The organism is Mesorhizobium sp. WSM4311, assembly GCF_002295115.1.
Classification (GTDB): domain Bacteria; phylum Pseudomonadota; class Alphaproteobacteria; order Rhizobiales; family Rhizobiaceae; genus Mesorhizobium.
This window is the reverse complement of the sequence record NZ_NSFV01000001.1, coordinates 419,974-438,860: the sequence shown is the minus strand read 5'-3', so window position 1 is coordinate 438,860 and position 18,887 is coordinate 419,974. Positions and strand designations below refer to the sequence as shown.

Genomic DNA, 18,887 nt, shown 5'->3' with positions numbered 1-18,887 from the left:
AGGTCGAGAAAATGGCAATCCTGCTCAACCGCAGCACCCGCGTCATCGTCCAGGGTTTCACCGGCAAGATCGGCAGCTTCCATGCCGAGGACATGAAACGCTACGGCACCAAGCTGGTCGGCGGCGTCACCCCCGGCAAGGGCGGCCAGACGCATCTCGGCCTGCCCGTCTTCAACACGGTCAAGGGGGCGGTGCGCGAGACCCGCGCGGAGGCGAGCATCGTCTTCGTGCCGCCGCCCTTCGCCGCCGATTCGATCATGGAAGCCGCGGATGCCGGCATAAAACTCTGCGTCTGCATCACCGACGGCATCCCCTCGCAGGACATGATGCAGGTCAAGCGCTACATGCGCCGCTACCGCTACGAGGACCGCATGCGGCTGATCGGCCCGAACTGCGCCGGCATGATTACCCCTGGACAGGCGCTGATGGGCATTATGCCCGGCAACATCTACCTGCCCGGCCGCGTCGGCATTGTCGGCCGCTCCGGCACGCTTGGCTACGAAGCCGCCTCGCAGATGAAGGCGCTCGGCATCGGCGTGTCGACCAGCGTCGGCATCGGCGGCGACCCGATCAACGGCTCCTCCTTCAAGGACATGCTGAAACTGTTCGAGCAGGACGACGAGACCGACGCCGTGGTGATGATCGGCGAGATCGGCGGACCGCAAGAGGCTGAAGCCGCGATTTGGGCACGCGACAACATGCGCAAGCCCCTGATCGCGTACATCGCCGGCCTCTCCGCCCCGAAAGGCCGCCGCATGGGCCACGCCGGCGCCATCATCTCCGCCTTCGGCGAGTCGGCGCAGGAGAAGGTCGAAATTCTGAAGGAGGCAGGCGTCATTATCGTGCCGACGCCGTCGTCGTTTGGCGAGGTGGTTGCCGATACGCTGGCGCGGATCAAGAAGGCGGCGTGATTTCCGCGCCTCTCCACGCTGGGGGTCCCTCACATACGCCCGCGCGAGCCTTCCTGGTCATAGGGGAGAGTCGGCGATCACCTTGGCGGGCGCCGCCCGCCGAGAATTGAAACCTCCAGCGCCGTGCCGGGCGTGCCAAGCCCCAGCGGCAGCAGTACCGATGCCATGTCATGGCCAAACGTGTGGGAGTACTCTGCCGCCTGAGCGTCACCATGAGCTTAGTTTGTGCATTCGCGTAGCAAGGTTGTGATTTTCGCATCGAGATTGCGAGCTACGGCAAGAGCCTCCAAACTGCCATAAGGGAGCAGACAACTCTCCATTTTGTCGTAGGAGACGTGCACGCCATCGGGACGTTCATCAACAAGGACTGTGACTGGAGCGTAAGATCCAGCATCGGAAACGTGCTTGACCATTTCTTTCATGATGAGTGGATTGCCCACCAGGAACCGCATGCTCTTGGGAGTCTCGGTTCCAGTTTCGCGGCGCAGAATGGCGCCCAGGTCGAATTCCGCGAAAAGCAGGAGACCTGTGCGGCCTAGGCCGCTTTGCACAACACGCTCCAAATCCGAGAAGGAATTTGCAGCCCTCGTCGCCTTGAAAAATTCGACAATGTCAGGTTGCCCGACCGCTGACTTGAGCGCGGCCACAACGGAGTCGAATGGTTTGGAACACTTCAGGCTGAAACGCTCAACCTCGACCTTTGCGAGTGTCATTTCTTTCTCCGTAACAGCTCTCAAGAATCAAGGTGCGACCGATCGCGCCGGATTATGCCACCGCCGATTACGCCTCCAGGAAGGTCCGGACGTGGCCGACGAACAATTCGTGGTACTGAAACAGGGCGCCGTGGCCGGAATCGGGATAGAGGACCAGCTGGGCGTTGCTAAGAGCCTTGAACATTGCGTAGGCGTTGTCCGCCGGCAGCATGGTGTCGCGGCTGCCGCTGACCACAAGGGCGGGCTGGTGGATGGCGCGCAGAAGGGCGTGCTCGGGATCAGGCGTGGCACACCAGGTAATAAGCGCTTTGGCCTGCGGATCCGTCACCGCGCCGCCGTTGTCCGTGTCCCGATCTTCCTGACGCACCTTCGCCCGCTTCAGGAAAGCCAGGCCGGCAGACTGGCTGGCGGACGACTTCGTGAAGAATAGTGGCAGGCGGACATCCGGCGCGTAGGTTTGGGAAAACGCGTCCTGGAGAACCGTCAACAGATGCTCTTCTCCGCCTCTCGGAGCCATGCCGACGAGGATGAGCTTGCGCACCAGCCGTCCGTGCTCGGCGGCGATCTGCTGGGCGACGCAGCCGCCGAGGGAAAAGCCAAGAAGGTCGACTTCGGAGAGGCCGAGCAGTTTGATAAAAGCGACCGCGTCTCGAGCCATCGCCACGATATTGTCGGGCGTTTGGCCTGTCGAGCGGCCGACCCCGGTGTTATCGAAAGCGATCACCGGTCGATCGGTGGCCAGCACATTCACGACGGCGGGGTCCCACGCGTCGATGTTGCCCGAGAAATGCTGTAGGAGAACAAGCACCGTTCCGGTCGATGGGCCGAGGCGGCGATAGGCGAAGCGGATACCGCCGCCTTCGATGTAACGGGTGGGCGCTGTTTCTAGCGTTGCGGCGTCCTGGCTCAAGGTGTCGAACTCAGTCATGTCATCCTCCGGATGCTTGGCATAGATAATCGAGTGGGAGTAGCTGGTGCGGTTTTGGCCAGGTTTGAGCCGTTCGCGGACCAGGCATTCCGTAGTCCGCCGAGCACCCTCGTCACTTCACGAGCGCGGCCTTTTCAATCACCGCGGCGACTTCCTTGGCGTGGACGACCAGGGAGGCATGGCTGCCGGCGACATCCGTCGTCTGGGCCTTCATCCTGTCGGCAAACAGCTTCTGGACCTCGGGTGCGATGACCTTGTCCTTCGTGCTGATCACATAGAACGTCTGCTTGTCGTGCCAGGCTGCCTTATCGACTGGAGCCTCGAACGCCGTGTGGTTCAACGGGAGCTGATGGTTTGCCAAGGATTCGGCGATCTCGGCAGGAAGGTCAGCCGCGACTGCCGAAGGAAACACTTTGGGGTCGATGTAGAGGTTGCCCTTTTCGTCGGGATGAATCGCCGCGGCGCCTTCGGTTGCCGGACCGCTCTTGGATAAGCTCGCCAGCGATTCTCCCACGTCGGGCGCGAATGCGGAGACGTAGACGAGCGCCGAGACGTTGGGATCGTCACCTGCCTGCGTGATGACCACACCGCCCCAGGAGTGGCCAACGAGGACGGTCTTGCCGTTCTGTTTCGCGAGCGCCTGTTTGGTGGCGTCGACGTCCGCCGCGAGCGAGGTAAGCGGGTTTTCGACGAGCGTTACGTTGTAGCCCTTCTTCGTAAGGATATCGGCGACCGGCTTCCAACTCGTCAGGTCGACGAAAGCGCCATGGACGAGCACGATATTGTGAGCCGCCCCCTTGGGCAGTTGAGCTGATAGGGCGGGGGCGGCGACTGTTGCTCCGGCCATGAGGACGGTGGCGACTGAGAGTAGAAGATTTCGCATTGGTTGCTCCTATTGAGATGACGGACGACGCGGGTCCGAGGAAAGGCAGGCGTGTCGGCAACAGTCGCGGTTCTCCCATCTGCCGTTCGGGTGATGGTTGCCGCATTTGACGTCGGCCCGCCACGACATGACCTAATCCGCGGGCATTCCGGACGATAGGGATCAATCGTCCGGATGTTGCGTCCGATCGTCCATTGGGTTAGTCTCGGCGGCATGGACATCCTCGCCCAAGTGCTCGATCGCGTTCGTCTCGGCGGGACGCTGCTCCTTCACTTCGAGCTCGGCCATCCCTGGCATCTTGAGTTGCCGGCGCGCCCCTACGCGCTGTTTCACTATCTCAGCCAGGGCTCAGCGACCCTCGCGCTCGGACAGGGGCAGGAAATCCAGATGACGGCGGGCGATTTTGTTGTCATCACGCGCGGAGAGCCCCATGTGTTCTATTCGGATCGCCGGGCCGAGCCTTTGCGGATTATGGATATCGATCGATCGTCGCCACGTCTGGTCTTCGTTCGTCACGGCACCCGCGCAAAGCCGCTCTCGACCATGATCTGCGGCAATTTCACGGTGTCACGGCCGATGTTCGGCAGCGTGCTGGAACTGCTTCCGCCCGTGCTCCTGCTAAAGCCGACGGCGGACGGTGATTGGCTTGAAGCAATCCTGCGCCGCATGTTTAGCGAGACCACGCTCGAGCGTCCTGGCCAACGCGTCGCACTTTCACGACTGACGGAAGTGCTCTTTGTCGAGGTGCTCCGAAGCTGGATCGCGTCTCTCAGCCCAGGACAAGGCGGCTGGCTCGGGGCCATATCTGACCCGCATATCGGACCGGCGCTCAAGCTGATTCACGAAAGCCCCGAGCGGCCCTGGACCCTGAGCGACCTTGCCCACCGCGTCGGGCTCGGCCGCTCGGTATTTTCGGCGCGCTTTACCAAGCTCGTCGGCCAGTCCGTGTACCGTTATGTGATCGAACGCCGGATGGCGGAAGCTGCGTTCCTGCTGGAAACCAGCGATGAGTCCATCGCACGGATTGCGAACCGGGTCGGCTACGAGACAGCGGCGGCGTTTTCGAAGCTGTTCCATCGACATCATGGCCTGTCGCCTGGCCGTTATCGAGCGGTTCGCCGATCTGACGGTGGCCGAAGGCAAGGGGGCGTTCTGGTAGCGGAAGTCGCCGATTGACCTCCCGCGCTTGTGATAGCGTGCTCGTAGACGAGCCAAGATCAGGCCAAGATTGCGCAACAAGACTTAACATCACTTCACGCATGCAGCCATTTTCACCTGAAATAGTCCGGATCATCGGGGGCTCTTACTGCCTCTCTGCTCTGGAGCATGCATGTTCAAAATGGTTTCTGGACTCTTCGCCGGCCGGGCCTCTCTCGCGGCGATGGCAATCCTGTTTTCAACGCAGTCGCAGATCGCGCAGGCGGCGGACGCCATCGCCGTCGACACCGAGGATCTGACCCCGCCGCCCGATCCTTCGCGTTTCGGGCGCTTCGAACAGAAACTGGCCGACTGGCATGTCGTGCTGGGCGGCGGCGCCATCATCGTCCCCAAATATGAGGGCAGCAACGAGTTCAAGGTCATGCCGGTGCCTTTCATATCGGCGACATTCCTCGACACGGTGAGAATCGATCCGACGGGCGCCAACATCGCCCTCTATGAACACTGGCCGTTCGAACTCGGCGCGCGGCTTGGGTACGACATGGGCCGCAAGGAGGACGTTGCCGATCATCTGCGCGGCCTGGGGGATGTCGACATGGGCGCCGTCGTCGGCGCCAAGGCGGCGGTGAAATTCGGTCCAGCGGAAATCTTCGCGCAACTGGACAAGACCATCGGCGGCAGCGACGGCGTGCAGGGCACGCTTGGCATCGAGGTGACGCGGCCTCTCTCCCAATCGTTGATTGTCGGCGCCGGCGCATCGGTCATCTTCGCCGACGAGAAATACATGCAGGCCTATTTCGGCGTCACGCCGGAGCAGTCGGCTCGCTCGGGGCTGGCGCGTTATGATGCCGGCGCCGGGTTGAAGCGCGCCGATTTTTCGATTTCCGCCACATATATGCTCAATCGGAACTGGATGGTGCGTGGCCAGGCGGGGGTCGGCATTCTTATGGGGGACGCTGTCGACAGCCCTGTTGTCGCCGACAAGGTCCAGCCCTCGGGGATGCTTCTCGTCGGATATCGGTTTTGATGGCCACACATAATACAATGCAGGCCGCGCTAGGCTCCAGCCGGATCGATCTGAACGCCGAGTTCAAATCGCCGAGGCAAGGCCCGTATATCCTCATTGTCGAAGACGATATCGAGATCGCCCGCATGCTCGGCGAGACGCTGACGGAAAACGGCATGATCGTGGAAATCGCCGCCAACGGCGTCCGCATGAACGCCGCGCTTCGCAACCAGAAATTCGATCTCATCGTGCTCGACATCATGCTGCCTGGCGAGAACGGTCTCAGCATCTGCCGCCGGCTTCGTGCGCAAACGAACGTTCCGATCCTGATGCTGACGGCGCTTGGCGAGGAAATCGACCGCATCTTCGGACTGGAAATCGGCGCCGACGATTACGTGACCAAACCGTTCAGCGCGCGCGAACTGACGGCAAGGATAAGGGCGTTGCTGCGCCGCACGGCTTACGCTCCCGACGAACGCGACCGCACAAAGGTGCTTCGCTTCAACGGCTGGCGCCTCGATCCCGTTCGCCGGCAACTGCATGATCCCAGCAATGCGCGGGTTGCGACCACGACGCATGAATTCGACCTGCTGCTGGCGTTCTGCCGCAATGCGGGCCGGGTTCTGTCGCGCGAGGAGCTTCTCAGCGTCACCCATGCCGGGCTTGCCGGCCCGATCGAGCGAAGCGTCGATGTCCATGTCAGCCGGATCCGCCAGAAGATCGAAAAGGATGCGCACGATCCGGTTCTTCTCAAGACTGTCCGCCTGGGTGGCTACATCTTCACCGCCACGGTGGAGGAAGCGTGAGGCGCTTGGTCCGCCGTTTCCTGCCGCAGTCGGTGCGTGGGCAGTTCGCGGCGATCATTTTCATCGCGGTGATCGCGATCATGTCCGTCGGATCGGTCGTCGAGGGTTTGATAGCGAATATCGACCTTCCTGTCGTTGAAGATAGCGCCAGGCGGGCTGCGGTTGTCGCTGCCTTGTTGCGCGAAACGCCAGCCGAAGCCCGCGGCGCCGTTCTGGCCGCGGCGACACGCGCGGGCCTTGATTTCAAGATCCTACCCAGGCAACAGATCAGCGATATTCCAGATTCCTATCTGCAATGGCGAAGCATCGGATGGCTTCTCCAGATCGAGAGCGGCTCGATCCCTGGGCGCTGGAAAAGGATCGGCGACCAATACGCGTTTGTCATCGATCTGGACCGGCAAAGCGTCCTGGCGCATTTCGGCATGCCCGATTCCTGGCTGACATCAGGCTTCGTCCGTGTCTCGTTCTACAGGTTCATGGCTTTCATCGCCTTGCCCGTGCTGATCTGGCTGTTTGCGGTCTGGGCCGTGACGGAGCCGTTGAAGCGCATCTCGAACGCAGTGGGGGAAGCCGAGATCGAGAATGGCAACGAGCTTTTCGCCGAGCGCGGCTCCATCGAAATGGTCGGCCTGGCGCGCGCGCTGAACAGGATGCGAACGCGCATCCGCACCATGATCGAAAACCGCACCCGCATGCTGCGCAGCGTCAGTCATGATCTGCGCACGCCGTTGACCCGGCTGCGGCTTCGCGCCGAGCGCATGGATGACGGCCCCGTTCGAACCGGCATATTGTCCGACGTCCAGCACATCGAAGATCTGATCGACGAAACCCTGACCTATCTGCGCAACGACGTCTCGATGGAAAAGCTGCAGCGGGCCGACATTGCCAGCGTGCTGCAAACCGTCTGCGCCGAATTCTCTGATGTCGGGTTTTCGGTTTCCTATTCCGGGCCGGACAGGCTTCTGGGCTGGTGCAAACCAAATGCGCTGGCGCGCGCCATCACCAATTTGTGCGAAAACGGGGTCAAATTCGCCGGCAACGTCACCGTCGCATTGACGCAGACCGACACGGCAGCGCGCATCGCGGTGGGCGACGATGGGCCCGGCATTTCGATGACGGCGCGCTCCCGCGTTTTCGAACCCTTCTTCAAGGAGGACATGTCGCGCGGCGTCGCGTCGAAACACGGTTTTGGTCTGGGTCTCTCGATCGTGGCTGACATCATCCAGGGCCACGGCGGCAAGATCGAGTTGCGCGACAATCAGCCAAGCGGCCTCGTCGTCACCGTCGAGCTGCCGAATGGACCCGAGGTCCAGCCCTAGTAGAGCGGCCGGCGCTGTGGTCAGGCCTGATGATCGCCAGATTTGCGGAGGTTACTTCAACGTATCCGAAGGCTTGCTTCAGGAAATTTGGTGCGGTCGAGAAGACTCGAACTTCCACGGGTTGCCCCACAGCGACCTCAACGCTGCGCGTCTACCAATTCCGCCACGACCGCACGTGGTAGGAGCCGGAACCGACCGGCTCGCGGCGTGTAGCAAATCGTTTCCGGCGAAACAAGTGCGCGATGCGCAATAATCTCAACCGATTGGCATATCGGTCCACAGGATCGGAATGAGCATGCGGAACTGGACGTTTGCACCAGATATCGCCATATGGAAGGCGGATGCATGTTGCCCAAAAGTGCGAGGCGGTTTTGGGATCGCGGCACGCACGAACAAAAACGAAGACCCATGACAGAACGCAGCCAGATCGCCACGTCGTTCCTGCCTCTCCCCGGATCGGCGCCGGTCGAGTGGCGCATCGAGCCCGGCCTGACCGCCTACCCCGATGCGCTGGCCTTCATGGAAGCGCGGGCCGAGGCGATCCGCAGCGGGACCGCCGGCGAAATGGTCTGGCTGGTCGAGCATCCCCCGCTCTACACCGCAGGCACCAGCGCCCGCATCGAGGACCTGATCGAGCCCGATCGCTTTCCGGTCTTTGCCGCCGGGCGTGGCGGCGAATACACCTATCATGGGCCAGGCCAGCGGGTCGCCTATGTCATGCTCGACCTGAAACGGCGGCGCGAGGACGTGCGCGCCTTCGTTGCCGCGCTCGAGCAGTGGATCATCGGCACGCTCGCCGCTTTCAACGTGCGCGGCGAACGCCGCGAGGACCGGGTTGGCGTCTGGGTGGTGCGGCGCGATCGCCCTGCCCTGCCGGACAGCTCGCCGGCCGAGGACAAGATCGCGGCAATCGGCATAAGGCTGCGGCGCTGGGTGAGCTTTCACGGCATCGCCATCAATGTCGAACCGGAGCTCGAGCATTTCGGCGGCATCGTGCCATGCGGGGTTCAGGAGCACGGGGTCACCAGCCTCGTCGACCTCGGCCTGCCCGTCGGCATGGCCGATCTGGACCTGGCGCTGAAATCAGCCTTCGAGGATGTTTTTGGTCCCGTGGCGGCTTTGCCGGCCGAGGCTGCCCGCAAGACGGGTTGATGCTTTCGGGCCTAACCAGTTCAGAGCAACTGCGCCGACGCCCACAGAACGCCGCAGCCATGGATGACGAACACCGCCAGCAGCGCGCCGGCGATGGCGAAGCGGTCGACGGTACCGATAGGCTTCAGCTCGTAACGCGGCTTTACCCCGCTGCCCATCGTCAGCAGGCTGAGGATTGAAAAGACCGCTCCGGTCGCCAGCAGGAAGCCGGAGGAAAAGCCGGCCTGCCAGCCCACCGCCAGGAACGCCGAGAGCAGGAAGAACGAGGCCAGCGCCAGCACGACCGGCCCCGGGCAGATCTGGCGCAGGACCTGGCCGCCGTCGAACTTCCACACCGGCACCAGATTGGCGATGTTGAACAGGGCCGCGCAGCCTGCCAGCGCCGCCAGCAGCGCTGCCGCGCCCTTATGCCCCTCGCTGCCGGCCAGCGCACTGGCGGCGATGACGATCGGCACCAGGAAGGCGGAAAAACCCGCTCCCATCAGCGCCACGAAGGCCACTTCGAAACGGCTGTTGTAGGGCCGGCCGCCAATGGCGATGCCGCCGAGCAACGGGATGAAGATCATCCGCGCCTTGCGGTGGCCCATCAGTCGGAATGCCGCCATGTGGCCGAGTTCGTGCAGGGCCACGACGGACGTCAGGATGGCGGCCAGCACCAGCCCGCCGAGATGGAGGCCGAAGAACGGCCACAGGATCAGTGCCGACAGCACGGCAAAGCCGACCTGGCTCAGCGGATGCTCGAACCAGCCGCCCTTGCGGTACTGCCCGGTCATCGCCCAACGTTGCAACTTGGACAGTTCGCGGCGCATGGCGAAGTAGCGGAACACCAGAAAGGCAACGCCGCGGTAACGATCCGTCCGGCCAAGCGTCACCCGCGTGCCGCTGCCTTCGGAAACCAGCTCTGCGGTTTCGCGATAGTCTTTCCAAAACGAGGCATCGAGCGCGGTATCCTCGAGCACGCGCATCGAGAAGCGGCCGCCCTCGACGACATCGTCAAACCGCGCCCTGCGCTCGATCGGCCCGCCGTCGCGGCCTTCCCACGACAGCATGATGCGGGACACGCCCTCCCCGTCCAGCGGCTCGGCCGACAGGATCTCGCCGGACCAGCCGGCATCGCTGCCAAGCGGCCACAGCGCCTGCCAGAGGCGCTGGCGGTTCATCGCAATCACGCGGCTAACCCTGACCGTGCGCGAACCAAGCGGCACGGTCATCAAGAGAAAGATCAGCCCGAGATTGCTGGCCACCAAAATGGCCGTGACGATGGGCGACACCTGAATGTTGCTCCCTGCCTGAGTGGCGCACCTTACCGCCGCGGCGGCAAGAAAGGCTTAACGGGGAAGCGGGGTTCACCCGGCAGGAACGAGGGCGGCGAGAGCCGCCAGATCACATGGCGCCGATCCAGATCGCCATGGAAATGAGAAAAGTGCTCATGCAAACCAGTGAGATGACATCCTGAACCAGATCGGTCATAACTCTCTCCTGTTGTTGATATGTTCGCAATTTGTTCTAATTTTGTTTCAATGTCAACGCGCAGAATCCGGCCTCGCCCAGAATCTCCGGGCGATCGGATTGGCAGGGTTAAGGAAAGGTTGACGGCGCGGCGCTTATCAACAGGCCACGACAGTGCGTGACGACAGGCCCTCGCCGGGGTTGGAAAAACCTGATGAAATTCGGTCGAACCTATCTTCGCTGAATCGCCGCTAGATCTGTCGATCTTCCGGTCCGTTCGCCTGAATGTCGGCACGGCCTTAAAGCGGCACGACCTTGCCGTCGGCGAGCGTGACGCGCCGGTCCATGCGCGATGCCAGCTCGTGATTGTGGGTGGCGATCAGCGCCGCGAGGCCCGATTGCTTGACCAGCGCGCCCAGCGCCTCGAAGACATAGGAAGCGGTGACCGGGTCGAGATTGCCGGTCGGCTCGTCAGCCAGCAGCACCAGCGGGGCGTTGGCGACGGCGCGGGCAATGGCTACGCGCTGCTGTTCGCCGCCCGAGAGTTCGGACGGCCGGTGCGAGGCGCGCTTGCCGATCTGCATATAGTCGAGCAGTTGCGCGGCGCGCTCGGCCGCTTCCTTGCGTGGCAGGCCCTTGATCAGCTGCGGCATCATGATGTTTTCCAGCGCGGAAAACTCCGGCAGCAGATGATGGAACTGGTAGACGAAGCCGACATCGTTGCGGCGGATCGACGTGCGTTCGTCGTCGGAGAGCCGCCCGCAGGCGCGGCCGGCCAGGATCACGTCGCCGGCGTCGGGGCGTTCCAGCAGGCCGGCCGTGTGCAGCAGCGTCGACTTGCCGGTGCCGGACGGCGCCACCAGCGCCACCATCTCGCCGCGCTTCAGCGAGAAATCCGCGCCGTTCAGGATGGTGAGCTTGCGCGGCCCCTGGACATAGTGCCGCTCGACGCTCTTCAGCTCGATAATGACCTCGGCCACTACTCGTACCTCAAGGCTTCGACCGGATCGAGGCGAGCCGCCCGCCATGCCGGAAACACCGTTGCCAGGAAGGACAGGCCAAGCGCCATGATGATGACATAGGTCGTCTCGCGCGGATCCATCTTCGCCGGCAGCTGGCTGAGGAAATAGAGTTCCGGGTTGAACAGCACCTTGCCCGTCATCCAGGAGAAGAACTGGCGGATCGATTCGATGTTGGTGCAGATGACGACGCCGAGCAGCACGCCGGCAAGCGTGCCGGTGACGCCGATCGCCGCTCCCGTCATCAGGAAGATGCGCAGGATGGCGCCGCGCGAGGCGCCCATGGTGCGCAGAATGGCGATGTCGTGCCCCTTGTCCTTCACCAGCATGATCAGTCCCGAAATGATGTTGAGCGCCGCCACCAGCACGATCAGCGTCAGGATCATGAACATGACGTTGCGCTCGACCTGCAGGGCGGAAAAGAAGGTCTCGTTGCGCTGGCGCCAGTCGACCATCTCGATGGGCCGTTGCGCCGCCTCTTCCACCTTCGGTTTCAGCGCGTCGACATTGTCGGGATTGTCGACATAGATCTCGATCGTCTGCGCGCGGCCGTCCATGTTGAAATAGAGCTGCGCTTCGGAGAACGGCATGTAGACGATGGACGTGTCATATTCCGACATGCCGACTTCGAAGATCGCCGCGATCTTGTAGCCTTTCATGCGCGGCGTCGTGCCGATCGGGGTCACGTCGCCATCGGGCGAGATGAGCGTAATGGTGTCGCCGAGCGTCAGGCCGAGATTCTCGGCCATGCGCTTGCCGATGGCGACGCCCTCGCCCGAATCGAAACCGGCGAGCGAGCCCTGCTTGATGTTGTTGGCGACGATGGCGATCTTGCCGAGATCTTCGCCGCGTATGCCGCGCACCAGCGCGCCGGTGCCGCCGCCGACATTGCCTTGCGCCAGCACCTGGCCGTCGATCAGCGGAATGGCGTATTTGACGCCGGGCACGCCATTGATGCGGCCGGCGACCTGGGCATAGTCCTCAAGCGGCGAATCGAGCGGCTGCACGATCAGATGGCCGTTGACGCCAAGGATGCGCGTCAAGAGTTCGGCGCGGAACCCGTTCATCACGGCCATGACGACGATCAGCGTCGCCACCCCCAGCATGATGCCGAGGAAGGAGATCGAGGCGATGACCGAGATCACCGTCTCCTTGCGCCGCGAGCGCAAATAGCGCCAGGCAACCGTGCGCTCGAAGAAGGAGAACGGGCCGGCGCCCGCCGATCTTGCCGCCGCCGCCTCGCTCATGTGGCGACACCGAAGCGTTTTTTCGCATCGGCGATCGGCAGCGTCTCGCGCTCGCCGGTCCTGCGATTCTTGATCTCGACCTCGCCGGCGGCCACGCCGCGCGGTCCGACGATCACCTGCCAGGGCAGGCCGATCAGGTCGGCGGTGGCGAACTTGCCGCCCGGCCGCTGGTCCGTGTCGTCGTAGAGCACATCCTTGCCGGCGGCGGTGAAGGCGGCATTCAGCTCATCGCTGACACGGTCGCAGTCGGCGTCGCCCGCCTTCATGTTGATCAGGCCGATGTCGAACGGCGCCACGGCGTCGGGCCAGATGATGCCGTTCTCGTCATGGCTGGCTTCGATGATCGCCGCGACTAGGCGCGATGGGCCGATACCGTAGGAGCCGCCGGAAGCGAAATGGTCCTTGCCGTCCGGGCCGGTCACCTTGGCGCCCATCGGCTTGGAATACTTTTCGCCGAAATGGAAGATGTGGCCGACCTCGATGCCGCGTGCCGAAACCTTGTCGCTCGCGGGGACCTTTTCCCAGGCGGCTTCGTCATGCATCTCGTCGGTGGCGGCATAGGGCGTCGTCCACGTCTTGACGATGTCTGATATCTCGCCGTCATTGGCGAAGTCGGTGTCGGCGCCCGGCACGGCAAGCGAAAGATAGTCGCGATGGCAGAAAACCTGGCTTTCGCCGGTATCCGCCAGGATGATGAATTCATGGCTGAGGTCGCCGCCGATCGGCCCGGTGTCGGCGCGCATCGGAATCGCCTGCAGGCCCATGCGCGTAAACGTCCTGAGGTAGGAGACGAACATCCTGTTGTAGGCAGCCCTCGCGCCCTCGAAGTCGAGGTCGAAGGAATAGGCGTCCTTCATCAGGAACTCGCGCGAACGCATGACGCCGAAGCGCGGCCGCACCTCGTCGCGGAATTTCCACTGGATGTGGTAGAGGTTGAGCGGCAGATCCTTGTAGGACTTCACATAGGCGCGGAAGATCTCGGTGACCATTTCCTCGTTGGTCGGGCCATAGAGCATGTCGCGGTCCTGGCGGTCCTTGATGCGCAGCATCTCCTTGCCATAGTCATTGTAACGGCCGCTTTCGCGCCACAGATCGGCCGACTGGATGGTCGGCATCAGGATCTCCAGTGCGCCGGCGCGGTTCTGCTCCTCGCGGATGATCTGGCAGACCTTGTCCAACACCCGCTTGCCGAGCGGCAACCAGGAAAAACTGCCCTGCCCCTGCTGGCGGATCATGCCGGCACGCAGCATCAGCCGGTGCGAGACGATCTCGGCTTCGCGCGGATTTTCTTTGAGGATAGGCAGGAAATAGCGCGACAAACGCATGGACTGGTCCGTGAATGAGAACGGCCACGCCAGAATCGGCGCGACGCAGGCTTGCTTGCCCCGGCTTCATAGCCATTTCATGACGGAATGGAAACCCGGGCATGGCGGCACATCAGCGCGCCACGGCCCGGAATCCTCCGGTTTCCGGACCAGGCCGTGCCGGCATTCGGCGTGCCGAACCTCTTCAGTTTGGGCCGCCAATTCTTTGCGCGCGTCAATCCGGAACATGCAGCAAAGGCTCCGTCGAGCCTTGCTGGTCGTTTCCCAAGCAATGCATGCCATACTATTGTGCAGTGCAGCACGAGAATGCCTGTTTCGAGGCAAAATTCTTCGTGACATTTTCATTCGGCTTGGGCTAGTGTGCCGCGATAACCGAGAGGGCGGAGAAAAATCTGCTCTCCTACGCGGTCAAAGTCTTGGGAGGATGCGATCTAGGCGCGGTTACTCGCTGCCGCCGGAAACCGGAAACAGATCGGACGCGTTTAATTGCAAGGCCTCGTGCCTTGCATTTTTTTTGTGCAATCATCTGGTTAGCGCGGCGTGCTGCAAGGTCACATGACCCAGCGTCAGCAAGCGGTCAGCCGTGAAATATGGCGGCATCTCGATCCGCGTCAGTGGCGCATCGACGTCGTCGCGGCACTCTTGCCGGGCGATCTATTTCGCCGGGGTCTGGCCGAAATCCGGCACGATATGCGGGATGTCGTTGAGGCTGTAGCCGAGCCCGTGCGTCAGCCCATAGAAAATGCCCATGAGGATCGCCGTGGCGATGGTGGTGCGGATCACCGCGCGCAGCATGTGCGGCCCGCGCGGCGCGCTTGGAACCGTGCCCAGTGTCACGTCATGATCGTCGTCCTGCGTCCTGACGCTGAACGGCAGTACGGCGAACAGCACCACCCACCAGGTCGCGAAAAACAGGGCGGTGAACGAAACCCAGCTCATGATTGCTCCAGTTCGATCAGCGTGCCGAAGAAATCCTTCGGATGCAGGAACAGCACCGGCTTGCCATGCGCGCCGGTTTTCGGATTTCCGTCGCCCAGCACGCGCGCGCCGGCGGCCTTGAGCTGGTCGCGCGCGGCCAGGATGTCGTCGACCTCGTAGCAGAGATGATGCATCCCGCCTGACGGGTTCTTCGCCAGGAACGCGGCGATCGGCGAGCCCTCGCCCAGCGGTTCCAGCAATTCGATCTTGGTGTTGCCGACATTGACGAACACCACCGTGACGCCATGCTCCGGCAAAGCCTGCGGCTCCGTCACATCGGCGCCAAGCGTGTTGCGGTAGGCGGCAACGGCAGTAGTCAGATCCGGCACCGCAAGCGCGACATGGTTCAGCCGTCCGAGCATGAGCGAGCTATCTCTCTTCTGTCACTGGCTGGCGTCATACGTCAAATCAGCTGAGATCAACAGCCATTCACGAGGCGCGCACTGTCGCACGTTGGTGAACATTCTGACGAATCACGATCGAGGCTATTCCGGCCCGCAACCGCAAAGTACAAACGGCAATGTCCTACATCCGCCCTGCCCGCGCCCGCGTTTTCACCTTCGATCTCGGCTCATTCAAGATTGCCGCCTTGCTCGACGCTGTCGATGTTCGCGACAACCTCGCGGCAGCGTTCGCGGCCAGACAGCCGCCAACCGCGGTGCATCAACTCGCGGTCTCGAACTTCATCGACCGGGATCGATTCGAACATTGTTTCATCCCGACGCTGATCGACACCGGATCCGAAAGGATCCTGTTCGACACCGGATGCGGCGATGAGGGCAGTTCACTCCTGGACTGCTTGAAGGACCTTGGACTCGGGCCTGATGATATCGACGTGGTGGTCATCACCCACGGGCATCCGGACCACATCGGTGGGCTTGTCAGCAACGGCAAACCCGTTTTCGGCCGGGCACGCTATGTGTTCGGCAAAGCTGAATTCGCTTTCTGGACCGAGGCAAGAGCGGTGCGCCCGGCCAGGTTGGCCAACCGTGATCTGTTCCGGCGGATTTGCACCGGACTGGCCGACCGGGCAACGTTCATAGCGCCTGGAGATGAGGTGCTGCCGGGCATTACCGCCGTCGACGCGTCAGGCCATTCCCCCGGCCTGCTGGCATTTCTCGTCGAAAGCGGCGGCCAGCGATTGCTGATCTGGTCGGATGCGTTCCTGCACTATGTCGTGTCCATCCAGCATCCGGAGTGGCATGCGGATTTCGATGATGACAAGGAACGGGCGATCGACACCCGCAAACGTTTGCTGAAGATGGCGGCGGAACAGCGCCTGCTGGTCGCCGGCCATCACATGCCGTTTCCTGGCTTGGGCTACATCGAATCGGTGAACGGCTCTTGTCGCTGGCTTCCGGTCAGCTACCAACTGAACGTCTAGACCAGCGAACCGACGCTACCGTCATCTGGTGACAAACACCGTTACCAGCGGTTTCTTGCCCCAGGCTTCGTTGGCGGCGCCACGCACCGCGCGCCGCACCGCTTCCTGAACCAGGTCGAGGTCCTTTCGCCGCTGGCGGGGAATCGAGTCCACCGCGCCGACAGCCGCATCGATCATCAAATCCTCCAGCGTCTCGCCGCTGGCGTCGGCCTCGGCGACGCCGATGGCGACCAGATCGGGATCGCCGGCCAGTTCATATTTGTCGTCGAGCACCACATTGACCGCGACATGGCCGGCAAAGGACAGTTTGCGCCGGTCGCGAATGCCCATCGCCTGGTCGGTGCCGATCAGATTGCCGTCCTTGTAGATGCGGCCGAACGGCACCTGGTCGATAATGGTGGCGGGGCCGGGAGCGAGCCGCAGCATGTCGCCGTCGCGCACCTGCGCCACCTGGCCGATGCCGGAGGTCGACATCAGCGAGCCCTGCGCCACCAGATGCGCCGCCTCGCCATGCACGGGAACGCCGATCCGCGGGCGCACCCATTCATACATCTTGCGCAATTCGCTGCGCCGGGGATGGCCGGAGACATGCACCAGCGCGTCGCCGTCCTCGATGATCTTGATGCCGAGATCGATCAGGCGGTTCTTGATCTCGAGGATCGCCTTCTCATTGCCGGGGATGGTGCGCGAGGAAAACACCACCGTATCGCCCGCCGTCAGCGAAACCGATTTCATCTCGTCGCGCGACAGTTTCGCCAGCGCCGCCAGCGGCTCGCCCTGGCTGCCGGTGCAGATGATGACCAGGTTTTCGCGCGGGATGAAGCCGAAATCCTCCTCGGCAATGAATTCCGGCAGGCCGTCCATATAGCCAAGCTCGTCCGCCACGTCGATGACGCGCTTCAGCGAGCGGCCGAGCACCAGGCACTGGCGGCCGGCATCGCGCGCCGCCTTGGCGATGGAGACGATACGCCCGACATTGGAGGAGAAGGTCGTCACGGCGACCCGGCCGACGGCACTCTGGATGACGCCCTTGAGCCCCTCGCCAACCGCCACTTCCGACGGCGATTCCCCTTCCCGCAGCGCATTGGTCGAATCGCAGATCAGCGCCAGCACGCCCTTGTCGCCATAGGCACGGAAACGTGCCTCGTCGGTCTTCGGCCCGATCGTCGGTTCCGGATCGATCTTCCAGTCGCCGGTGTGGATGACGGTGCCGGCCGGCGTGGTGATGGCAAGCGACATCGGCTCCGGGATCGAGTGCGCCACCGGAATGGCTTCGATCTCGAAGGGGCCGACGGTGAATTTCTCGCCGGCCCGGTAGATCGTCAGCGGAATCTTCGGCGCCCCCTGCTCGCCCTGCCGCTTGGCTTCCAGCAGCCCGGCACTGAACGGCGTCATCCACACTGGCGCTTTCAGCCTCGGCCAGATATCGAGCAGCGCGCCATAATGGTCCTCATGCGCGTGAGTGATGACGATGCCGCGCAGATTGGCGAGGTTTTCCTCGATGAAGCGCGTGTCGGGCAGGATCAAGTCGACGCCCGGATGCGCCGCGTCGGGAAAGGTGACGCCGACATCGATGACGATCCATTCGCGCGCGCTCGGCGGGCCGTAGCCGTAGAGGGCGAAGTTCATGCCGATCTCGCCGACGCCGCCGAGCGGCACGAAGACGAGTTCGGCGTTTTCCGCTTTCGCCATGATTTTTCCCTTCCTGGCCCTCAGGCCAAGCCGTTAAAGCAATTCCAGGAAACGTGTCTAACGGTTTTCCGTCCGGAATTGCGCAGAAATAAACTATACTTGAGCGGACGCGACCGCGCCGAAATGCACGTCGCCAGCCGCGATTGTCAGCACCGACCCCTCATCGTCGCGGATCACGAAACGGCAGTCCTCGTCAATGGTCTCGAACACCCCACGCACCACATTACCGTCAATTCTGACGGCTACCTCGCCGCCAAGCCCCGCCGCGCGCGCCAGCCAGCGCCGCCTGACAGTGGCGAGGCCGCGGCCTTCATCCCACAGCCGGGCATTCTCGCTCCAGGCATCGGATAGCGCCAGGAACAGCGTTTCGGCATCGCATGTCGCGCCCAGAGCTTGCAGCGATGTCGCGGGATAAGGCAAATCCGCGGGGTGCGCCACGACATTGACGCCGATGCCGACCGCCACCGCGAAGCGGCCGCCCTCCAGTATAGCCGACTCCAGCAGGATGCCGGCAAGCTTCGCGCCCGAAGCAAGCACATCGTTCGGCCATTTCAACTCGAAACGGTTTTGGCCCTGGCCCGCGCCATCGAGTCCCACGGCGATGCGGCCCTTCGGCACCACGGCATCCAGTGCGTCAGCAAGCGACAGGCCGGCGACGAAACCCAGAGTCGCGGCAAGGCGTAGTTCACCACCGGTGATGACGAGCAAGGTCGCCGCCAGGTTGCCATCGGGCGACACCCAGGCGCGGCCGCGCCGGCCACGTCCGCTTTCCTGCTTCTTGGAAACGACCCACAGCCTGCCCGGGTCACCGGCCCGGGCGTGATCCAGCGCCACCGTGTTGGTGGAGCCGACGCTGTCATGGGCCTCGAGCCGGAACCCTTCCGACGCCGAGGTTGGGGCCAGCCGAAATGCCATCC

At 62.9% G+C, this 18,887-nt stretch carries 18 protein-coding genes and 1 tRNA gene; 7 read left to right on the top strand and 12 right to left on the bottom strand.

Features of this window, described 5'->3' with window-relative positions; all coding sequences use genetic code 11:
- The first annotated feature begins 11 nt into the window (after positions 1 to 11).
- Entirely contained in the window at positions 12 to 911 is a 900-nt protein-coding gene (gene sucD, locus CK226_RS02170; protein WP_095790891.1) for a succinate--CoA ligase subunit alpha, read from the top strand.
- Positions 912 to 1,129: 218 nt separating this feature from the next.
- On the opposite strand, the gene CK226_RS02165 is transcribed toward sucD, so the two are convergent.
- The 3 genes from CK226_RS02165 to CK226_RS02155 form a co-directional block, all read right to left on the bottom strand.
- Entirely contained in the window at positions 1,130 to 1,624 is a 495-nt protein-coding gene (locus tag CK226_RS02165) for a DUF302 domain-containing protein (RefSeq protein ID WP_095787391.1), read from the bottom strand.
- A 67-nt stretch (positions 1,625 to 1,691) separates the two neighbouring features.
- Entirely contained in the window at positions 1,692 to 2,552 is an 861-nt protein-coding gene (locus CK226_RS02160; protein ID WP_095790890.1) for an alpha/beta hydrolase, read from the bottom strand.
- Positions 2,553 to 2,664: 112 nt separating this feature from the next.
- Positions 2,665 to 3,435, bottom strand: a complete 771-nt coding sequence (locus tag CK226_RS02155) for an alpha/beta hydrolase (RefSeq protein WP_095790889.1) — start codon at positions 3,433 to 3,435, stop codon at positions 2,665 to 2,667.
- 213 nt (positions 3,436 to 3,648) lie between these two features.
- On the opposite strand from CK226_RS02155, the gene CK226_RS02150 reads away from it, so the two are divergent.
- From CK226_RS02150 to CK226_RS02135, 4 genes are all read left to right on the top strand, one after another.
- Positions 3,649 to 4,611 (top strand): AraC family transcriptional regulator, encoded by a 963-nt coding sequence (locus tag CK226_RS02150; RefSeq protein ID WP_179295850.1) that lies wholly within the window; start codon positions 3,649 to 3,651, stop codon positions 4,609 to 4,611.
- A gap of 154 nt (positions 4,612 to 4,765) precedes the next feature.
- Positions 4,766 to 5,620, top strand: coding sequence for a MipA/OmpV family protein (locus tag CK226_RS02145; protein WP_095790887.1), 855 nt, complete (start codon positions 4,766 to 4,768; stop codon positions 5,618 to 5,620).
- 17 nt (positions 5,621 to 5,637) lie between these two features.
- On the top strand, positions 5,638 to 6,405 hold the full coding sequence (locus tag CK226_RS02140) for a response regulator transcription factor (protein ID WP_179300960.1): 768 nt from the start codon (positions 5,638 to 5,640) through the stop codon (positions 6,403 to 6,405).
- Positions 6,402 to 7,724 (top strand): ATP-binding protein, encoded by a 1,323-nt coding sequence (locus tag CK226_RS02135; RefSeq protein ID WP_095790886.1) that lies wholly within the window; start codon positions 6,402 to 6,404, stop codon positions 7,722 to 7,724. The genes CK226_RS02140 and CK226_RS02135 overlap by 4 nt, the downstream gene beginning before the upstream one ends.
- Before the next feature lie 88 nt (positions 7,725 to 7,812).
- On the opposite strand, the gene CK226_RS02130 is transcribed toward CK226_RS02135, so the two are convergent.
- A tRNA-Leu gene (locus CK226_RS02130) sits at positions 7,813 to 7,897 on the bottom strand.
- A gap of 235 nt (positions 7,898 to 8,132) precedes the next feature.
- Here CK226_RS02130 and lipB point away from each other — a divergent pair.
- The gene (gene lipB / locus CK226_RS02125) at positions 8,133 to 8,876 is read left to right on the top strand and encodes a lipoyl(octanoyl) transferase LipB (protein WP_095790885.1); all 744 of its coding nucleotides are present in this window, start codon (positions 8,133 to 8,135) and stop codon (positions 8,874 to 8,876) included.
- Between the two features lie 20 nt (positions 8,877 to 8,896).
- Here the strand turns inward: lipB and CK226_RS02120 are convergent, their stop codons facing one another.
- From CK226_RS02120 to mce, 6 genes are all read right to left on the bottom strand, one after another.
- Positions 8,897 to 10,147: a site-2 protease family protein gene (locus CK226_RS02120; protein ID WP_095790884.1), complete on the bottom strand. Its 1,251-nt coding sequence runs from the start codon at positions 10,145 to 10,147 to the stop codon at positions 8,897 to 8,899.
- 477 nt (positions 10,148 to 10,624) lie between these two features.
- A complete protein-coding gene (locus CK226_RS02115; protein WP_179295835.1) occupies positions 10,625 to 11,353 on the bottom strand; it encodes an ABC transporter ATP-binding protein in 729 nt (242 codons plus the stop codon).
- Positions 11,305 to 12,591 (bottom strand): lipoprotein-releasing ABC transporter permease subunit, encoded by a 1,287-nt coding sequence (locus tag CK226_RS02110; RefSeq protein ID WP_095773011.1) that lies wholly within the window; start codon positions 12,589 to 12,591, stop codon positions 11,305 to 11,307. Before CK226_RS02110 ends, CK226_RS02115 begins: the two co-directional genes overlap by 49 nt.
- On the bottom strand, positions 12,588 to 13,916 hold the full coding sequence (proS, locus tag CK226_RS02105) for a proline--tRNA ligase (protein WP_095790883.1): 1,329 nt from the start codon (positions 13,914 to 13,916) through the stop codon (positions 12,588 to 12,590). The genes CK226_RS02110 and proS overlap by 4 nt, the downstream gene beginning before the upstream one ends.
- Positions 13,917 to 14,570: 654 nt before the next feature.
- Positions 14,571 to 14,855 (bottom strand): DUF1467 family protein, encoded by a 285-nt coding sequence (locus tag CK226_RS02100; RefSeq protein WP_010910093.1) that lies wholly within the window; start codon positions 14,853 to 14,855, stop codon positions 14,571 to 14,573.
- Positions 14,852 to 15,256 carry a methylmalonyl-CoA epimerase gene (gene mce, locus CK226_RS02095; protein ID WP_095790882.1) on the bottom strand — a complete coding sequence of 135 codons (405 nt, stop codon included), beginning with the start codon at positions 15,254 to 15,256 and terminating at the stop codon, positions 14,852 to 14,854. The genes CK226_RS02100 and mce overlap by 4 nt, the downstream gene beginning before the upstream one ends.
- A gap of 227 nt (positions 15,257 to 15,483) precedes the next feature.
- On the opposite strand from mce, the gene CK226_RS02090 reads away from it, so the two are divergent.
- Entirely contained in the window at positions 15,484 to 16,278 is a 795-nt protein-coding gene (locus CK226_RS02090; RefSeq protein WP_245318127.1) for an MBL fold metallo-hydrolase, read from the top strand.
- A gap of 21 nt (positions 16,279 to 16,299) precedes the next feature.
- Here the strand turns inward: CK226_RS02090 and CK226_RS02085 are convergent, their stop codons facing one another.
- Both CK226_RS02085 and CK226_RS02080 read right to left on the bottom strand, forming a co-directional pair.
- Positions 16,300 to 17,970: a ribonuclease J gene (locus CK226_RS02085; protein ID WP_095787380.1), complete on the bottom strand. Its 1,671-nt coding sequence runs from the start codon at positions 17,968 to 17,970 to the stop codon at positions 16,300 to 16,302.
- 93 nt (positions 17,971 to 18,063) lie between these two features.
- The gene (locus CK226_RS02080) at positions 18,064 to 18,885 is read right to left on the bottom strand and encodes a biotin--[acetyl-CoA-carboxylase] ligase (RefSeq protein WP_095773016.1); all 822 of its coding nucleotides are present in this window, start codon (positions 18,883 to 18,885) and stop codon (positions 18,064 to 18,066) included.
- Between the last annotated feature and the right edge of the window lie 2 nt (positions 18,886 to 18,887).